This window comes from Marinobacterium profundum (assembly GCF_001528745.1).
Lineage (GTDB): Bacteria > Pseudomonadota > Gammaproteobacteria > Pseudomonadales > Balneatricaceae > Marinobacterium_A > Marinobacterium_A profundum.
Genome location: NZ_BCNS01000091.1, coordinates 97,849 through 112,596 on the forward strand (window position 1 = coordinate 97,849; position 14,748 = coordinate 112,596).

At 60.0% G+C, this 14,748-nt stretch carries 13 protein-coding genes and 2 tRNA genes; 5 read left to right on the forward strand and 10 right to left on the reverse strand.

What is annotated here, in order from left to right; translation table 11 throughout:
• Positions 1–306 precede the first annotated feature (306 nt).
• The 8 genes from MPRO_RS06455 to znuA all read right to left on the reverse strand — a co-directional run bounded on the left by MPRO_RS06455 (position 307) and on the right by znuA (position 9,213).
• The gene (locus MPRO_RS06455) at positions 307–732 is read right to left on the reverse strand and encodes a VOC family protein (RefSeq protein ID WP_067289052.1); all 426 of its coding nucleotides are present in this window, start codon (positions 730–732) and stop codon (positions 307–309) included.
• Positions 733–758: 26 nt separating this feature from the next.
• Positions 759–3,908: an efflux RND transporter permease subunit gene (locus MPRO_RS06460; RefSeq protein WP_067289055.1), complete on the reverse strand. Its 3,150-nt coding sequence runs from the start codon at positions 3,906–3,908 to the stop codon at positions 759–761.
• Positions 3,905–5,146: an efflux RND transporter periplasmic adaptor subunit gene (locus MPRO_RS06465; RefSeq protein WP_245635040.1), complete on the reverse strand. Its 1,242-nt coding sequence runs from the start codon at positions 5,144–5,146 to the stop codon at positions 3,905–3,907. The genes MPRO_RS06460 and MPRO_RS06465 overlap by 4 nt, the downstream gene beginning before the upstream one ends.
• Complete coding sequence (locus MPRO_RS06470) at positions 5,143–6,618, reverse strand: efflux transporter outer membrane subunit (RefSeq protein WP_082708499.1); 1,476 nt, start codon at positions 6,616–6,618, stop codon at positions 5,143–5,145. The genes MPRO_RS06465 and MPRO_RS06470 overlap by 4 nt, the downstream gene beginning before the upstream one ends.
• A gap of 99 nt (positions 6,619–6,717) precedes the next feature.
• Positions 6,718–7,647 (reverse strand): LysR substrate-binding domain-containing protein, encoded by a 930-nt coding sequence (locus MPRO_RS06475; protein WP_067289065.1) that lies wholly within the window; start codon positions 7,645–7,647, stop codon positions 6,718–6,720.
• 266 nt (positions 7,648–7,913) lie between these two features.
• A tRNA-Leu gene (locus tag MPRO_RS06480) sits at positions 7,914–8,000 on the reverse strand.
• Between the two features lie 94 nt (positions 8,001–8,094).
• Positions 8,095–8,181 (reverse strand) — tRNA-Leu (locus MPRO_RS06485).
• 66 nt (positions 8,182–8,247) lie between these two features.
• Positions 8,248–9,213, reverse strand: coding sequence for a zinc ABC transporter substrate-binding protein ZnuA (znuA, locus tag MPRO_RS06490; RefSeq protein ID WP_067289068.1), 966 nt, complete (start codon positions 9,211–9,213; stop codon positions 8,248–8,250).
• Between the two features lie 66 nt (positions 9,214–9,279).
• On the opposite strand from znuA, the gene MPRO_RS06495 reads away from it, so the two are divergent.
• Genes MPRO_RS06495 through MPRO_RS06515 form a run of 5 tightly spaced genes read left to right on the forward strand, consistent with a single transcriptional unit; the run spans position 9,280 to position 13,810 of the window.
• The gene (locus tag MPRO_RS06495) at positions 9,280–9,792 is read left to right on the forward strand and encodes a Fur family transcriptional regulator (protein ID WP_067289071.1); all 513 of its coding nucleotides are present in this window, start codon (positions 9,280–9,282) and stop codon (positions 9,790–9,792) included.
• Complete coding sequence (gene znuC / locus MPRO_RS06500; RefSeq protein ID WP_067289074.1) at positions 9,789–10,577, forward strand: zinc ABC transporter ATP-binding protein ZnuC; 789 nt, start codon at positions 9,789–9,791, stop codon at positions 10,575–10,577. The genes MPRO_RS06495 and znuC overlap by 4 nt, the downstream gene beginning before the upstream one ends.
• Positions 10,570–11,370: a zinc ABC transporter permease subunit ZnuB gene (znuB, locus tag MPRO_RS06505; protein ID WP_067289077.1), complete on the forward strand. Its 801-nt coding sequence runs from the start codon at positions 10,570–10,572 to the stop codon at positions 11,368–11,370. The genes znuC and znuB overlap by 8 nt, the downstream gene beginning before the upstream one ends.
• On the forward strand, positions 11,370–12,710 hold the full coding sequence (locus MPRO_RS06510) for an MATE family efflux transporter (protein ID WP_067289080.1): 1,341 nt from the start codon (positions 11,370–11,372) through the stop codon (positions 12,708–12,710). The genes znuB and MPRO_RS06510 overlap by 1 nt, the downstream gene beginning before the upstream one ends.
• Positions 12,710–13,810, forward strand: coding sequence for a PQQ-dependent sugar dehydrogenase (locus MPRO_RS06515; protein ID WP_067289083.1), 1,101 nt, complete (start codon positions 12,710–12,712; stop codon positions 13,808–13,810). The genes MPRO_RS06510 and MPRO_RS06515 overlap by 1 nt, the downstream gene beginning before the upstream one ends.
• Positions 13,811–13,885: 75 nt before the next feature.
• On the opposite strand, the gene MPRO_RS06520 is transcribed toward MPRO_RS06515, so the two are convergent.
• On the reverse strand, positions 13,886–14,491 hold the full coding sequence (locus tag MPRO_RS06520) for a DNA-3-methyladenine glycosylase I (RefSeq protein WP_067289085.1): 606 nt from the start codon (positions 14,489–14,491) through the stop codon (positions 13,886–13,888).
• Positions 14,488–14,745 carry a YheV family putative zinc ribbon protein gene (locus MPRO_RS06525; RefSeq protein ID WP_067289091.1) on the reverse strand — a complete coding sequence of 86 codons (258 nt, stop codon included), beginning with the start codon at positions 14,743–14,745 and terminating at the stop codon, positions 14,488–14,490. The genes MPRO_RS06520 and MPRO_RS06525 overlap by 4 nt, the downstream gene beginning before the upstream one ends.
• Positions 14,746–14,748 lie beyond the last annotated feature (3 nt).

The window sequence follows — 14,748 nt, forward strand, 5'->3', positions numbered from 1 at the left end:
CCCTTATGAAGCCAGCGAGCACTGAGGTCATTCGACGAATAGGCCCGAAGGGGCGCAACAGGGACTGATGCGCCTGCGATGAGGTACATGGATGTACCGTCAGTGCAGCCCGCCGAATGATCTCAGAGCGCAGCGAATAGACTTCATTGGGGCGTGCTTTCTTTGGTTACTTTATTTGCACGAGCAAAGAAAGTAACGCGCCATCAAACCGCTCCGATATCCCAGCCGGCACTGGCTCCAACAGGGTCACCTTAATCTCGTCTCAATCATCGCACTGGGTCGATGTAAGATGAAAGTGCTCTAGTGTCAGAGGCCGTCTGTGAACAGATCCTCGGCATGGGTAAAGCTTTTGAACTCCAAGCCATTACCCGCTGGATCAAGAATAAAAAAAGTTCCCTGCTCGCCCGGTTTGCCGGCATAGCGCAGTGTCGGCTCGATCAGAAAAGGCACGCCCGCCACCCTGATGCGAGCGGCCAGGGCATCCCAGTCACGCCTCTCCAGTACCACGCCGAAATGCCGCAGCGGCACCTGAATACCGTCCACTTCACTGGTCGCCATGCTGCGATCATCCGTATTCAGGTGCGCCGAAAGCTGATGGCCGAAGAAGTCGATATCAACCCAGTGGTCGCTGTCGCGCCCCAGGGCACAACCGAGCACCTGTACATAAAACGCCTTGGTCGCGGCCAGATCCTGCACGGGAAAGGCCAGATGAAACACCGGTTCTGCTGCCATTTTTCACTCCAGACAAGGACTCCAGATCAGGCCCCTGCCGCCGTCTCCGGCGGCTCCTGAGCTTCAGACTCAGGCGCGCCACGGCGCGACCACCTGCGCAGGTCCTCCAGCACCATGTAATTTACCGGCACCATCAGCAGGGTAATAAAGGTGGCAAACAGGATACCAAAACCCAGGGACACCGCCATGGGGATCAGGAACTGTGCCTGGGTCGACTCCTCGAACAGCAGGGGCATAAGCCCGAAAAAGGTCGTCAGGGATGTCAACAGTACCGGGCGAAAGCGCGAACTGCCCGCCGACAGTACCGAGCGCAGCAGCGCCCGCTGACTGCCATCGGTCGTAGCCCGGCGCTTGTTGATAAAGTCCACCAGCACCAGACTATCGTTCACCACCACGCCAATCAGAGCCATGAGCCCCATCATGCTCATGATGGTCAGATCCATGCCCATGATCCAGTGGCCGATCACTGCGCCTATGGCGCCAAAGGGAATCACCGACATCACAATCAGCGGCTGCAGATAGGAACGGAACGGAATCGCCAGCAGGCTGTAAATCACGAACAGTACGAACGCCAACCCCAGCTGCAGCGAGCCGAAGGATTCCTGCTGCTCCCGCGCCTCACCTTCAAGACTGTAGGACACGCCGGGGTACTGCAGCATCAGATCATCCAGGAAGCTGCGCATATCCTCGGTCAGCACCGTCATATTGGTGGTTTCCTTGTCCAGATCGGCAGTCACGCTGACGGTACGAAAACGGTCAATGCGATAGATCGCCGTCGGGCTCTTGCCGGGCTTGAGCGCCGCCACGTGAGACAGCGGCACCGCGCTGCCATCATCGAGGCGAATCAGCATGCCCTGCAGGCTGGATACGGACTGGCGCTCCGATTCCGGCAGGCGCACCATGACCCGCACATCATCACGTCCGCGCTGCACCCGCTGCACCTCAATGCCAAAGAAAGCCTGGCGCACCTGGTTTATCAGCTGCGATCGGGTCAGCCCCAGAGCCTCGCCCTGGGCTGTGAGTTCGAGCTGAATTTCCTCCTTGCCATCGGACAGGTTATCGACGATATCGAACAGGGTCGGATAGGTCGAAAGGCGCGTCTTGACCTTGTCCGCCACCTCGGACAGTCGGCGCAGATCCTGGCCACTGAGCTGGATATCAACCGGATCACTCACACGGCCAAACTCGGCACGATAGGTGAGCGCCTCGGCTCCCGGCACCTGGCCCACGGCTTTGCGCCACTCACGCACCAGCTCCGAGCTGGTCACCTCGCTGGAACGCTGCTCCGGCGACAGAATCTCAAACCGCACTGAGCCTGTGTGGGAACTGCCGCCGGCGGAGCCCGTGCTCGCCAGAATATTCAGGATCACGCTTTGGCCCGAAACCGGATCGCGGTACTTGTCCTTCAGTGCCCGGGCTTCGTCCACCATGCGCACAATATAACGATCGGTCACCTCGAACGGGGTGCCGGTGGGCAGTGTCAGCGACGCCCGCGCCGTTTCGCTCTGGATACGCGGGAAGAACACGAAGCGCGTCCAGCCACTCAGGATCATGCTGAGGATGAGGATAAGAATGCCGGCAAATATAGCCAGGGTCACATAACGGTGCCGCAGGCACTGTTTGAGCAGGGGCCTGTAGTAGCGCAATATCGCACGCTCAAAACCGTCGGCGAAGCCCTGCTGCAACCGCTCCAGTCGGGATTGCCCTGCCGTATGCTGGCGCAGGCGGATATGCTTGAGGTGTGCAGGCAGTACAAACTTGGACTCGATCAGAGAGAACAGCAGCACGGGAATCACTACCGCCGGAATCTGCGCAAAGAACACGCCGCGACCGCCCTCAATAAACGCCAGCGGCAAAAAGGCCGCCACAGTGGTGAGCACGCCGAAGGTCACCGGAATGGCGACCTCTTCGGTACCTCGAATGGCCGCATGCAGGCTGCTTTCGGCGCGGCGCATGTGACTGTAGACGTTCTCCCCGGTAACAATGGCGTCGTCCACCACTATCCCCAGCACCAGAATAAAGCCGAACAGGCTCATGATATTCAGGCTGACACCGAATACCGGCAGCAGCAGGAAAGCACCCATAAAGCTGATCGGTATGCCCAGAAATACCCAGAAGGCGATGGACGGACGCAGGAACAGCGTCAGTAGCAGTAGCACCAGAATACCGCCCTGCAGCGCATTGGAGAGCAGGGTATTGAGACGCTTTTTCACCACCTCGGAGTCGTCATCCCAAAAGCTCAGGGTCATGCCCACCGGCAAGGTCGCCTGCTGCCGCTCTATATAGTCTTTCACGGCATCGGCCACACCTATGGCACTCTGGTTGCCCACCCGGTACACCTCGATCAGCGCCGCCTGCTGGCCGTTAAAGCGGGTGCGCAGCGGCGTTTCCTCGAAGCCATCATTGACCCGTGCCAGATCCCCCAGCCGGATAATACTGCCATCAGGATTGGTCTTGATCACCAACCGATCGAACTCGTCACGCTGGTAGGCCTGACCCTTGGAGCGCAGCAGAATATCGCCGCCATCTGTACGCAGGTTACCCGCCGACAGGTCGACGGAACCGCCGTCGATGGCGGCGGATATATCCGCCAGTGTCAGGCCGTATTCCCGTAGCCGGTCCTGGGTCAGCTCAACCGATATTTCATAATCGCGCACCGCATCCAGATCAACCTGGGTCACCTCGGGCAGACGCGACAGGTCATCCCGCACCCGCTCGGCGTACTCCTTGATTTCGCGCTCGGAAAAATCCCCCGACACAGTCACCGACAACACCTCGCGCTTGCGCGTCGCCAGACTGATTACCGGCCGATCCGCTTCCGTGGGCAGGGTGTTGATGCCATCGACTCGGCTTTTGATATCGGCCAGCAGCTCCCGTGGGTCGTAATCACTGTCTATTTCTATATCGATTGAGGCCGCGCCTTCCTGTGAGCGGCTGCTGATTTTCTCGATGCCTTCCAGGTCCTGGACGGCTTCCTCGATGCGTACCGTCACGCCCTGCTCCACATCCTCGGGCGTGGCGCCGCGCAAGGACACCGACACGCTCACGACATCGGCCACAAAGGACGGAAACACTTCCAATGGAATTCGGGTCGTCAGCGACATAATGCCGCCAAAGAGAATGCAGACCATCAGCAGGTTGGCAGCAACGTGATTGCGGGCAAACCAGGCGATCATGATCCGGCACCCTTGTTATCCGCACCCTTGCCGTTGCGCTTGCCGGGCCGTGCTGCGGCATCAGCATCGGTGCCAGTAGCCTGAGCACCATTTGTAACCTGCACACGGGTACCACTACTGACCTGACCCAGCGCAGTTGTCACCAGTTGCTCACCGGCTTTGAGTCCCGTGCCTATCAGGGCCTGGGTATCGTTTTGCCACAGCACCTCGACCTCCTGACGCCGCAGCAGCCCATCATCCACCAGATAGACATAGCTGCCCTGATAGAGGGTGCTGTTGGGGATCACCAGCACCGATTGCAGCAACCGGCCCTCAATCTGCGCGCTGACATACTGATTAATCTTCAGTGGCTGGCGTCCCTGTGCCTTAAGCCCGTAGGGATCATCGATCACCGCCACCACATGCAGCTGCTGACTGCTGCTATCAATGGCGCCCTCGGTACGCACGATAGCCCCCTGCCAGCTCTGGCTGCCGGCCAGGGTGGAATTCAGTGTGACCACCGGCAGCGCCTGTTCTGTTGCGTTGTCAAAACGGTAGGCTTCGGGCAGGCGGATATACTCCAGATCCGGGTTCTTCAGCGGCAATCGCACCTCGACATAATCGATGGCGTAGATTTCCGCCAGGGTGGTGCTGCTGTTGACGAGCTGTCCAACATCCACTGACTTGGACAGTACTCGCCCGGCAAAGGGCGCAAGAATGCGGGTACGCTCCAGGTTCAACTGCGCCTGACGCACAGCGGCCTGCGCCGAGCCCATACTGGCCCTGGCGGCGGCCAGCTGTGGCTGACGCGACACCAGCGCAGGCGGCGCCTCGCTATTCCCCAGCCGGCGCCAGTCCTGTAGCGCCTGCTCGGCCTGGGCCTGCTCTTCCTGCAATGCCTGCTCGGCCTGAGCCAGATTAGCCCGCGCCGTGGCCAGTGCCGCTTCATAGTCTCTGGCATCGATACGTAGCAGCAGCTCACCCTGTTCAAAAAAGCCGCCTTCGCGGAAATCCGCGCCGATTTCCAGTATTTCGCCGGCGACCTGGGGCAGCAATGTGCTTTGGGTGCGCGGGCGCACAACACCATAACTTTGCAGCCGAACCTGATAGTCCTGCGGTTGCAGTACCTGAACCTCAACACGCACACTGGCTACTGGCGGGCTGCTGTTGCGACTGGCTTCGGGTCGATTAAGCATTATCAGTGCAGCTGCGGCGACAAAGACCGCGAAAACGAAAATGGGGAGGATTTTTCTGATCATGCGTCTTGATCGCCAGATAGGATTGCGGACGGAATGGAGGGCAGCTCAGCCACGGGGGCGGCAGTGGCAGCCGAGGCTTCGGCCGGGGCGAAATCACCGCCCAAGGCACGATACAGAGCCACGCGGTTGGTCAGCAGATCGGCCCGCAGGCCAATGACGGTGCTTTGGGCATCCAGCGAGCGCCGCTGAGCTTCCAGCACTGTGTTGTATTCCACCAGCCCTTTGCGGTACTGCGCAAATGCCAGTTCCTCGGCCAACAGCGCGTTGCGCTCGGCCTGCAGGTACTGTTGATACTGTTGCCCCAGCGCACTGGCACGGCTCAGGGCTGTTTCAACTTCGGCAAAGGCACTGAAAACCAGCCCCAGATACTGCTGTTCGAGCTGCTCCACCCGTGCTTGAGCCTGGGCTTCACCGGCCTTGAGTCGGCCAGCATTAAATAGCGGCTGCGTTAGTCCACCGGCCAGAGACCAGGCCAGGCTACCGCCAAGCAAGTCTGGCAAACGGCTCGCACTGTCTCCCAGGCTCGCGCTTATGGTAAGGCTGGGGAAACGCTGCTTGTGCGCGATAGCCAGGGCGCTATCAGCGGCCAGCAGCTCCATCCAGCTTGAGGTCAAATCAGGCCGACGGCGCAACAGCGTGCCCGGTACGCCCGCCGGCAGCGCCGAGTCGAGCACAGGCAGGGCATCAAGAGCAGCCCAGCGGCCATCGGGATAGCGCCCAAGCAACAATTGCAGTGCCCGCACAGCCTCGGTGCGGGCCTGGCGCTGCTCCGCCACCCGGGCCTGCTCGCTCTGTACATCATTGCGCGCCAGATACACATCCAGCGCACTGCGAAGGCCAAGCCTATAGCCTGACTCGATAATCTCCAGATTCTGCTCCAGGTTGCTCAGGCGACGGCTGAACAACGCCAGGCGCTGCTCCACGGCCTGCAATTCGAACCAGGCAGAGGCCAGATCACTGACCAGCGTCAGCCGCGCGCCCTCTAGTGCTGCCCGGCGCGCCGCCAGGGTCAAATTAGCCTGGCGTTCGCTGTCACTCAGCTTGCCCCACAGGTCCAGCTCCCAGCCCAGGGTCAGATCGGCGCCAAGACTGGAGACCCCGTTACCGCTACCACTGCCGCTACGCCCGGCGTCAAAATCGAATTCCAGCTCGGGGTAGAGTGGCGCACCGGCTATCACCAGACTCTGCTCTGCCTGTCGCACCAAAGCGCGCTGCTCGGCCAGACTGTAGCTGCCCGTCAGGGCTTCCTGCACCAGGGACTCCAACGCCGGATCCGCCAGGCTCTGCAGCCAGCCGGGCGCAGGCTCTTCGCCCTCAGTATCGGCGCTCTGCCACTGATCCGGGAGTCCTGGCGGGGGAGTATCCGTGCGGATAACGCTGCTGCTGCAACCGACCAGCAGCAACGACAACAAACTTGAATAGAGCAGGGGGGGCCTTAGTTTGAGCACGCGTTCCGGGACTCCAGTGGTCAAAGAGCTGAATCCTTAGCATAAGGGATTCCGTCTGCCGACGCAGTGCGCTTAACCTTTCTTTACGCAGATGCACAACCAGCCGAGTGGCCAGCCTCCGCTTCAGACCACCAAAGCTTGGTCCGGTTCGATAGGCTGCAGCGTTACCGAACGCCCGACACCCGCTTCGAAACTGTCAATAAAGGCTTGCTCAAGCTGCGTCTGTTCGCGCCCCAGCGGCTGCACAAAGCCAATGCAATACGACAGCGCCGGCTCAAAAGGCCTGACCAGACCGCTGTCCTGCGACAGCAGCAGAGCACTGAACGGGTCTACCAGCGCCACACCGACACCTTCACGCACCAGCGCCGGCGCAAGTATCGGCCGTTCCACCGCCAGCACCTCATCCGGGCGCACCAGACAGTCACGCAGCAGCCGCGCGGCACGCTGATACCAGGCGGAGTCAGAAGCCCCCACACTGATAAAGGGTTCAAGCTCCAGATCTTCAACCCGCACCCGAGCGCTGGCGCCAAAATGATGTCCCGCCGGGGCAATGCACACCTGATCGGCTCTGTAGGCCGGGCCTGGCTGAACGCCGGCGGTATCCGCCGGCAGCTCCACCAGCGCCAAATCAAACTGGTGAGCTGCGACCCGCGGCAGCAACTCATCGGTTTCGTAACAGCCCAGGCTAATGGCTACATCATCACGGCCGCGGCGAAAGCCCGCGATAATGGCCGGCAACACCGTCTGTGCCAACGCCGGAATGGCGCCAATACGCAGACTGCCGCTTTTCATCATGCGAATTTGATCGGCCGACTGCTCAAGGCGATCGAGTCCGCTAAAGTGATGCTGCACCTGACGATAGAACGCCCGCGCCGCCGCCGTGGCGTAGACCCGGCTATTGCGCCGTTCGAACAGACTAAAGCCCAGATCCTGCTCCAGATCTCGTATAAGACGCGAGATTGCCGGCTGTGACACGTCCAGACGGCGCGCGGCATCACTCATGGAGCCCTGCTGCATGATGGCCCTAAAGGCGTTGAGCTGTTTGGTATTCATGAATCTAACGCTAAGCCATAAGTTAATAGGAACAGTAGCGCGAGAATTTACCGGATAACTTATAGGGTTAGAAGGGGCGACGCAAAAAGAGGCTAGGGGCTAGGAACAAGGTGAAAGGTGAAAGGTGAAATATAACGGATAACGGATAACGGATAACGGATAACGGAAATTTTGAAAAAAGGTAACACTGAGGATTTTGTTCAAGCGGTAACGCTAGGAGGATAACCGAAGTTCTGCACCACTTACCGGATCTTGACCGGAATAAGTGGTGCAGATGGGGAGACTCGAACTCCCACGCCCTTTCGAGCACTAGCACCTGAAGCTAGCGTGTCTACCAATTCCACCACATCTGCATCGGTTGTGCTTTTTATCGAGAGCACACTCTTTTACGGTCTTGCGTACTTTCGTGGTTCACAAGCTGCACCGATCAGAGACTGGGCCCTGAAGTGGTGCAGATGGGGAGACTCGAACTCCCACGCCCTTTCGAGCACTAGCACCTGAAGCTAGCGTGTCTACCAATTCCACCACATCTGCGACGAAAGTGGGGCGAATTATATAGACGGTTTTTTGCCTTGTGAAGCCCCTAGATGAAAATATTTATCAATCAGACGCTAAACAGTTCGTAAAAGCCCCGGCAAGACTCTCCAGGTAGTCAACGTAGGCAGTGGGGCCGGGTTCAAAGCCCCGAGCCAGCGGGTCGAGCTCGCCATGACGCACATCGATGCCCTGAGTCACACTGCTGACCACATTGGCACGAAACTGTGGTTCGCTAAAGACACAGACCGCCTCGCGTGCCTTAAGTTGCCGCCGAATATCGCTCAGGCGCCGGGCGCCGGGCGGACGCGCAGGGTCCACGGTAAAGTAGCCCAGCTGTTTCAGACCGTAGTGGCCAACAAAATGACCGTAGGCATCATGAAACACAAAGAAGCCCCGATCAGCCAGTGGCGCCAACTGTAGCTTCAGCGCCGCGTCCTTCGCCCGCAGCGAAGCGGCAAAGCGGGCATAGTTGGCGGCCAACTGAGGCCCGTGCTCGGGCGCGACCTGTGTCAGCATCTGCTGCATGCGCTGCGCCGCGGCCAGCATCAGTTCCGGATCCATCCACAGATGAGCATCCACGGCGTGATTGTGCACATCCCCTTGCTCGGCGTCCTCGTCATGGTCACCGGCCGCGTCGGTATGATCCTCATGCGCATTGGCATGCTTGTCATCGTGCTCGTGGCCGTGCTCAGATTCTGCTGCGGACTCCAGCGCACCGTCACTACCCAGCTGCAGAATACGCGCATCGGTATTTTTCAGCGCCTTGCCAAGAAACAGCTCAAGTTCGGGCCCGATCCAGATCACCAGGTCGGCCGCCGCGAGCCCTCTTACATCCGAGGGTTTGAGCACGTAGTTGTGCACAGATGCATCGGTCGGCACCAGCAAACGCGGCTCCGAGATACCGTCCAGCAGTGCCGCACTGAGCAGTTGTAGCGGCTTGACACTGGCCACCACCTGCAGGGCCTGCACGGGCGACGCCAGCAGGGGCAGTACAAGGCCAGACAGGGCTAAAAGTTTGCGCAACGACATGATTTCAAGGATCCATCAAATTACAATTTAAGTTATACTATAACAAAACATATTCAGTGCGAAACCATGAGCAAGCAACCTTTATCATTTCAGCCCGGGCACAATCACGACAGGTGCATCCACGAGGCGCTACACAAAGCCCGCACGCTCTGCAGCGAACGCAAGCAGCGCCTGACACCGATTCGCGAACTGGTACTGCAACTTATCTGGCAGAGCCACAAGCCGCTGGGCGCCTACGAGCTGCTGCCAGCCCTGGCGGACGCTGGATTCAACTCGGCGCCGCCAACGGTGTATCGCGCACTGGATTTCCTGCAGGCCCAGGGACTGGTGCACCGCATTGCCTCCCTCAACGCTTTCATCGGCTGCCCGCACCCGGGACCGGCGCATCAGGGCTGCTTTCTGATTTGCCGCAGCTGCAGTTGCACGGTAGAGCTGGAGTCGGCTCCGGTACAAAACGCCATTCACAACAGCGCCGCGCACCTGGGCTTTGTCATTGAGCAGGAAACCGTTGAAGTGGTGGGCCTTTGTCCAAATTGCCAGCAAAGCGACGCAAACAGCCTGCAACGGGAGGCGGAATGACTAGCCACGATCACCAGCACCTGGCCAGACTCGAAGGCATCAATGTGCGCTTTGGGCGCAACCATGTGCTGCAGAACATATCCATGGAGCTGCACCGCGACTGCATCACCACGCTGATCGGGCCCAATGGCGCCGGCAAAACCACCCTGGTGCGGGTCGTTTTGGGGCTTATCAAGCCCAGCAGTGGCAAGGTATGGCGCAAGCCAGACCTGCGCATCGGCTATATGCCGCAAAAGCTGCATATCGATCATACCTTTCCGCTAACCGTGGAGCGTTTCCTGCAAACCGCCCGCAGCCGCGACAATACCTCGCTGGAAAAGGCCCTGGCCGATGTTGGCGCACTGCGCCTGCTGAAGCAGTCAATCCACAGCCTGTCCGGTGGTGAAACCCAGCGAGTACTGCTGGCACGGGCACTGCTGCAGGAGCCAACCCTGCTGGTGCTGGATGAACCGGTACAGGGCGTCGACATCAACGGTCAGATCGAGCTGTACAAGCTGATCGCCCGCATTCGCGACCAGCGCGGCTGCGGCGTACTTATGATATCCCACGACCTGCACCTGGTGATGTCGTCCACCGACCATGTGGTATGCATGAACCGGCACGTCTGCTGCTCCGGCCACCCAGAGCAGGTCAGCAATGATCCGACCTTTCGTGAGATGTTCGGTGTGCCCGGTGCCGAAAACCTGGCGCTCTATAGCCACCACCATAACCATGTCCACAATGTGCACGGCGATATCGTCAAGCCGGCAGGCACCGCGGTAAAGAGTAACGAGCCCCATGGATGATTTTCTGCTGTATGCCCTGATTGGCGGCCTGGGCGTGGCCATTATTGCCGGCCCACTGGGCTCTTTTGTGGTCTGGCGCCGCATGGCCTATTTCGGCGATACCCTGGCGCACTCGGCCCTGCTCGGCGTAGCGCTGGGCTTTATGCTGGAAATAAACGTCAACCTGGCGGTAGTGACCAGCTGCGTACTGCTGGCACTGTTGCTGGTGACATTGCAGCGCCAGCGCTTTGTGGCCACCGATACCCTGCTCGGCATCATGGCCCACAGTACTCTGTCCCTCGGACTCGTGGCCATTGCCCTGCTGGACAATGTGCGCGTCGACCTGCTGGCCTACCTGTTCGGAGACCTTCTGGCCATCACTGTGCAGGATATCTACTGGATTTACGCCGGCGGCGCTCTGGTGCTTCTGCTGCTGTGGCGCCTGTGGGATGGTCTGCTGGCCATCACCATCAATGAGGAACTGGCCCAGGTCGAAGGGATACCTGTGGCACGGCTGCGCCTGACGCTGATGCTACTGATCGCCGTGGTGATTGCTGCCGCCATGAAGATCGTCGGCATTCTACTGATAACGTCCTTGCTGATCATCCCGGCGGCGGCGGCCAGACGCCTGTCCCGCACGCCGGAACAGATGGCCTGCCTGGCCGCAGTGCTGGGTTGCCTGGCGGTCACCGCGGGACTCGCCGCGTCCTGGCGCTGGGATACTCCGGCCGGCCCCTCTGTGGTGGTCGCGGCCCTGGCTGAATTCCTGTTGCTGTACAGCCTGCCGCTGCGCCAGGCCGGAAGCCGCGCCTGATGAGCCAATACCGCCTGCGCTGGCCCAGCCGCGAAAACCACCAGCGCATCTGGCAGCTGGCCTGGCCGATGATCCTGAGCAATATCACCGTGCCTCTGCTGGGGCTGGTGGATACCGCGGTGATCGGCCATCTGCCGGAAAGTCACTATCTGGGTGCTGTGGCGGTGGGGGGCATGATATTCACCACCCTCTACTGGGCTTTTGGTTTTCTGCGCATGGGCACCACCGGCCTTACGGCTCAGGCACAGGGACGCGAAGACGGCGCCCAGATACGCCTGCTGCTGGCCCGCGCCCTGGTACTGGGGGCAGCACTCGGCCTGCTGCTGTTGCTGGTTCACCGGCCGCTGGTCGCCATTGCGCTGTCCCTGATGGATGCCGGCGACCTGGTGACCGCCGAGGCCGAGCGCTATGCCTGGATTCGCATCTTTGGTGCCCCCGCAGTCCTGTGCAACTACGCCCTGCTGGGCTGGTTTCTGGGCAACCAGAACACCCGCATTCCCCTGCTATTGCTGCTGGTGACCAACGTCGCCAACATGCTGCTGGATCTGCTGGCGGTCTACGGGCTTGGCATGCATGCCGACGGTGTAGCACTGGCCACAGTACTCTCGGAGTACCTGTCGCTGGGGCTGGGGCTTTACCTGACGAAGCGCGTGCTGCGCAACACCTCCGGCAGCCTGGATCAGCAAAGCCTGTGGCACCTGCCAGATTACATCGAGCTGTTGATGGTCAATCGCTACCTCTTTGTCCGCACCCTGCTGCTGTTGCTGTGCTTTGCCTTTTTCACCAGCCAGGGCGCGCGCATGGGCACCCTGACGCTGTCGGCCAACGCCGTGCTGCTGAACTTCCTGCTGCTGATTTCCCACGGACTGGATGGCTTTGCCCACGCCACAGAGGCGCTTGCCGGGCGGGCCATCGGCCAGCGCCGGCTGGATCACTTCTACGATACGGTGTTCACGGCGCTGATATGGTCGCTGTTCACCGCCCTGGCGTTCAGTCTGCTGTTCTGGCTGGCAGGCGCACAGATTATCGGCATCCTGACGGATATTGAACCGGTGCGCGCCCTGGCTATCGATTTTCTGCCCTGGATCATTTTGTTGCCGCTGGTGGGCGTCTGGAGCTATCTGCTGGATGGCATATTCATCGGCACCACCCAGGTACGCGCCATGCAGAACACCATGATCGTCTCGGTATTCTGCGCCTATCTGCCGCTCTGGTGGCTGCTTCAGGGTCTCGGCAATCAGGGCCTCTGGCTCGCCTTCATGGGCCTCTTTGTGGCCCGAGCGCTGACCGGGGGCTATGTTTACCACAGACTGTGTAAAAAGGAGCTCTGGTTATCCTGATGCGCAAATTGCTGCTACTCGCCTGCCTTTTCTCGGCCCTGACGGCTCGGGCCGAACTTCCACTGCACCTGCTCAAGGTGCCCAGTGGACACGACATAGCCCTGGTGGCTGAAGTTCCGGGGGCTCGCCAACTGGCGCTGGGGGACTCAGGCACCCTCTTTGTCGGCAGTCGCAACGGCGATGGCATTACGGCGCTGCGAGACCAGGATGGCGATGGCCGTTTCGAAGAGTCCATTAGCATAGGCTCTGGGCTGAACATGCCCAACGGCGTGGCAGTGCATCTGGGTGATCTCTATGTAGCTGAGGTGAATCGCATCTGGCGCTATCCGGCCATTGAGCAACGGCTGCCGGAGATTCCGGCCCGCCAGCTCATCACCGATCAGCTGCCGCGCAACAAGCATCACGGCGCCAAATACCTGTCCGTCGGGCCTGATGGCTGGCTCTATTTCAATATAGGGGCACCCTGCAATGTCTGCCTGCCGGACAACCCGCTGTTTGCCACCATCAGCCGAATCAACCCGCGCTCGGGCCGAATCGAGATGGTCGCCCAGGGCGTGCGCAACAGCGTGGGCATGGACTGGCACCCGGTGAGTGGCCAGCTCTGGTTCACTGACAATGGCCGTGATCAGCTGGGGGACAACCTGCCGGACGACGAACTGAACCGCCTCACCGAGCCCGGTCAGCATTTCGGATTTCCGTTCTTTCACAGCGATCACAAGGCCAAACCCGTGCCAGACCCGGTTTATGCGGCCACCGCCGAAACCACCGACTTTGTCTCCCCGGTGCTGGGGCTCGGTGCCCATGTAGCAGCCCTGGGCATGACCTTTTACCACGGCGAGCAACTGCCAAAAGCCAGTGGCGATACCGTCTTTATTGCCGAGCACGGTTCATGGAACCGCAGCCAGAAATCGGGCTATAGAGTCGTGAAACTGCAAACCGAGGAGGGCAGAGTGATCAGCCACAAGCCATTCGTCACCGGCTGGCTGCAGGGGCAGAGCGCCTGGGGACGCCCAGTGGATGTACTGGTCGACAAGGATGGCAGCCTGCTGATTTCCGACGATCAGGCCGGCGCTATTTACCGGGTCAGCGCCGAACGCTGAAGCTATCAGCTATCAGCTATCAGCTATCAGCTATCAGCTATCAGCTATCAGCTATCAGCTATCAGCTATCAGCTATCAGGGCAGGATGAAGCTTTCACCCGCCGCAGTACAGTCCGCATGGCACGGGCAACTCAGCAGGTGGTCGTTCACCAGGCCCACCGCCTGCATATAGGCATAACAGATGGTCGGACCGACAAAGCGCATGCCAAGGCGCTTGAGCTCTTTGGAAAGTTGCAGGGATTCCGCCGTCTGGGCCGGCACCTGCGCCATGAGCTCTCGCTGACCCTGCAATGGTTTACCATCAACGAATTGCCACAGATAGCGGGCGAAACTGCCATGTTTAGCCTGCAATTCCAGAAAAATGCGTGCATTTCCCACTGCACTTTCGAGCTTGCCACGATGGCGGATCACACCGGGGTCTGCCAGCATGGCCGCGATATCATCAGCACTCAGGGCAGCAACAAGTGCCGGATCAAAACCCTGAAAATGTCGCCGGTAACCTTGGCGTTTTTCCAGCACAGTGCGCCAGCTGAGACCCGCCTGGGCCCCCTCCAGCACAAGAAACTCGAACAGCACACGATCATCCATCTGGGGGCGACCCCATTCGGTATCGTGGTAATCAATTTCCAGCGCGCTGTTCAGCGCCCAGGCACAGCGAGTCACTGTGCCTTCGACACTCATTTCCCGCTGTCTTTGACGGGGTTGGGCACAAAGCGAATCGGCCGCTCACCGGCATCAAGCACCGGTTTGGCCTGATTCACACGGGTATCGAGCTCTTTCACTTCAGGCGTACCATCCAGACGCTGGGTGTCCTCGAAGTCGCAACGCACGCATTCGCGAAATTCGCGCTCGTCGTCCCGATACATGCGCAGACAATCCATCTGGCCGCAGCGCGGACAAACCGCGCCGGCGATAAAACGTTTGATCACTGTCATAGG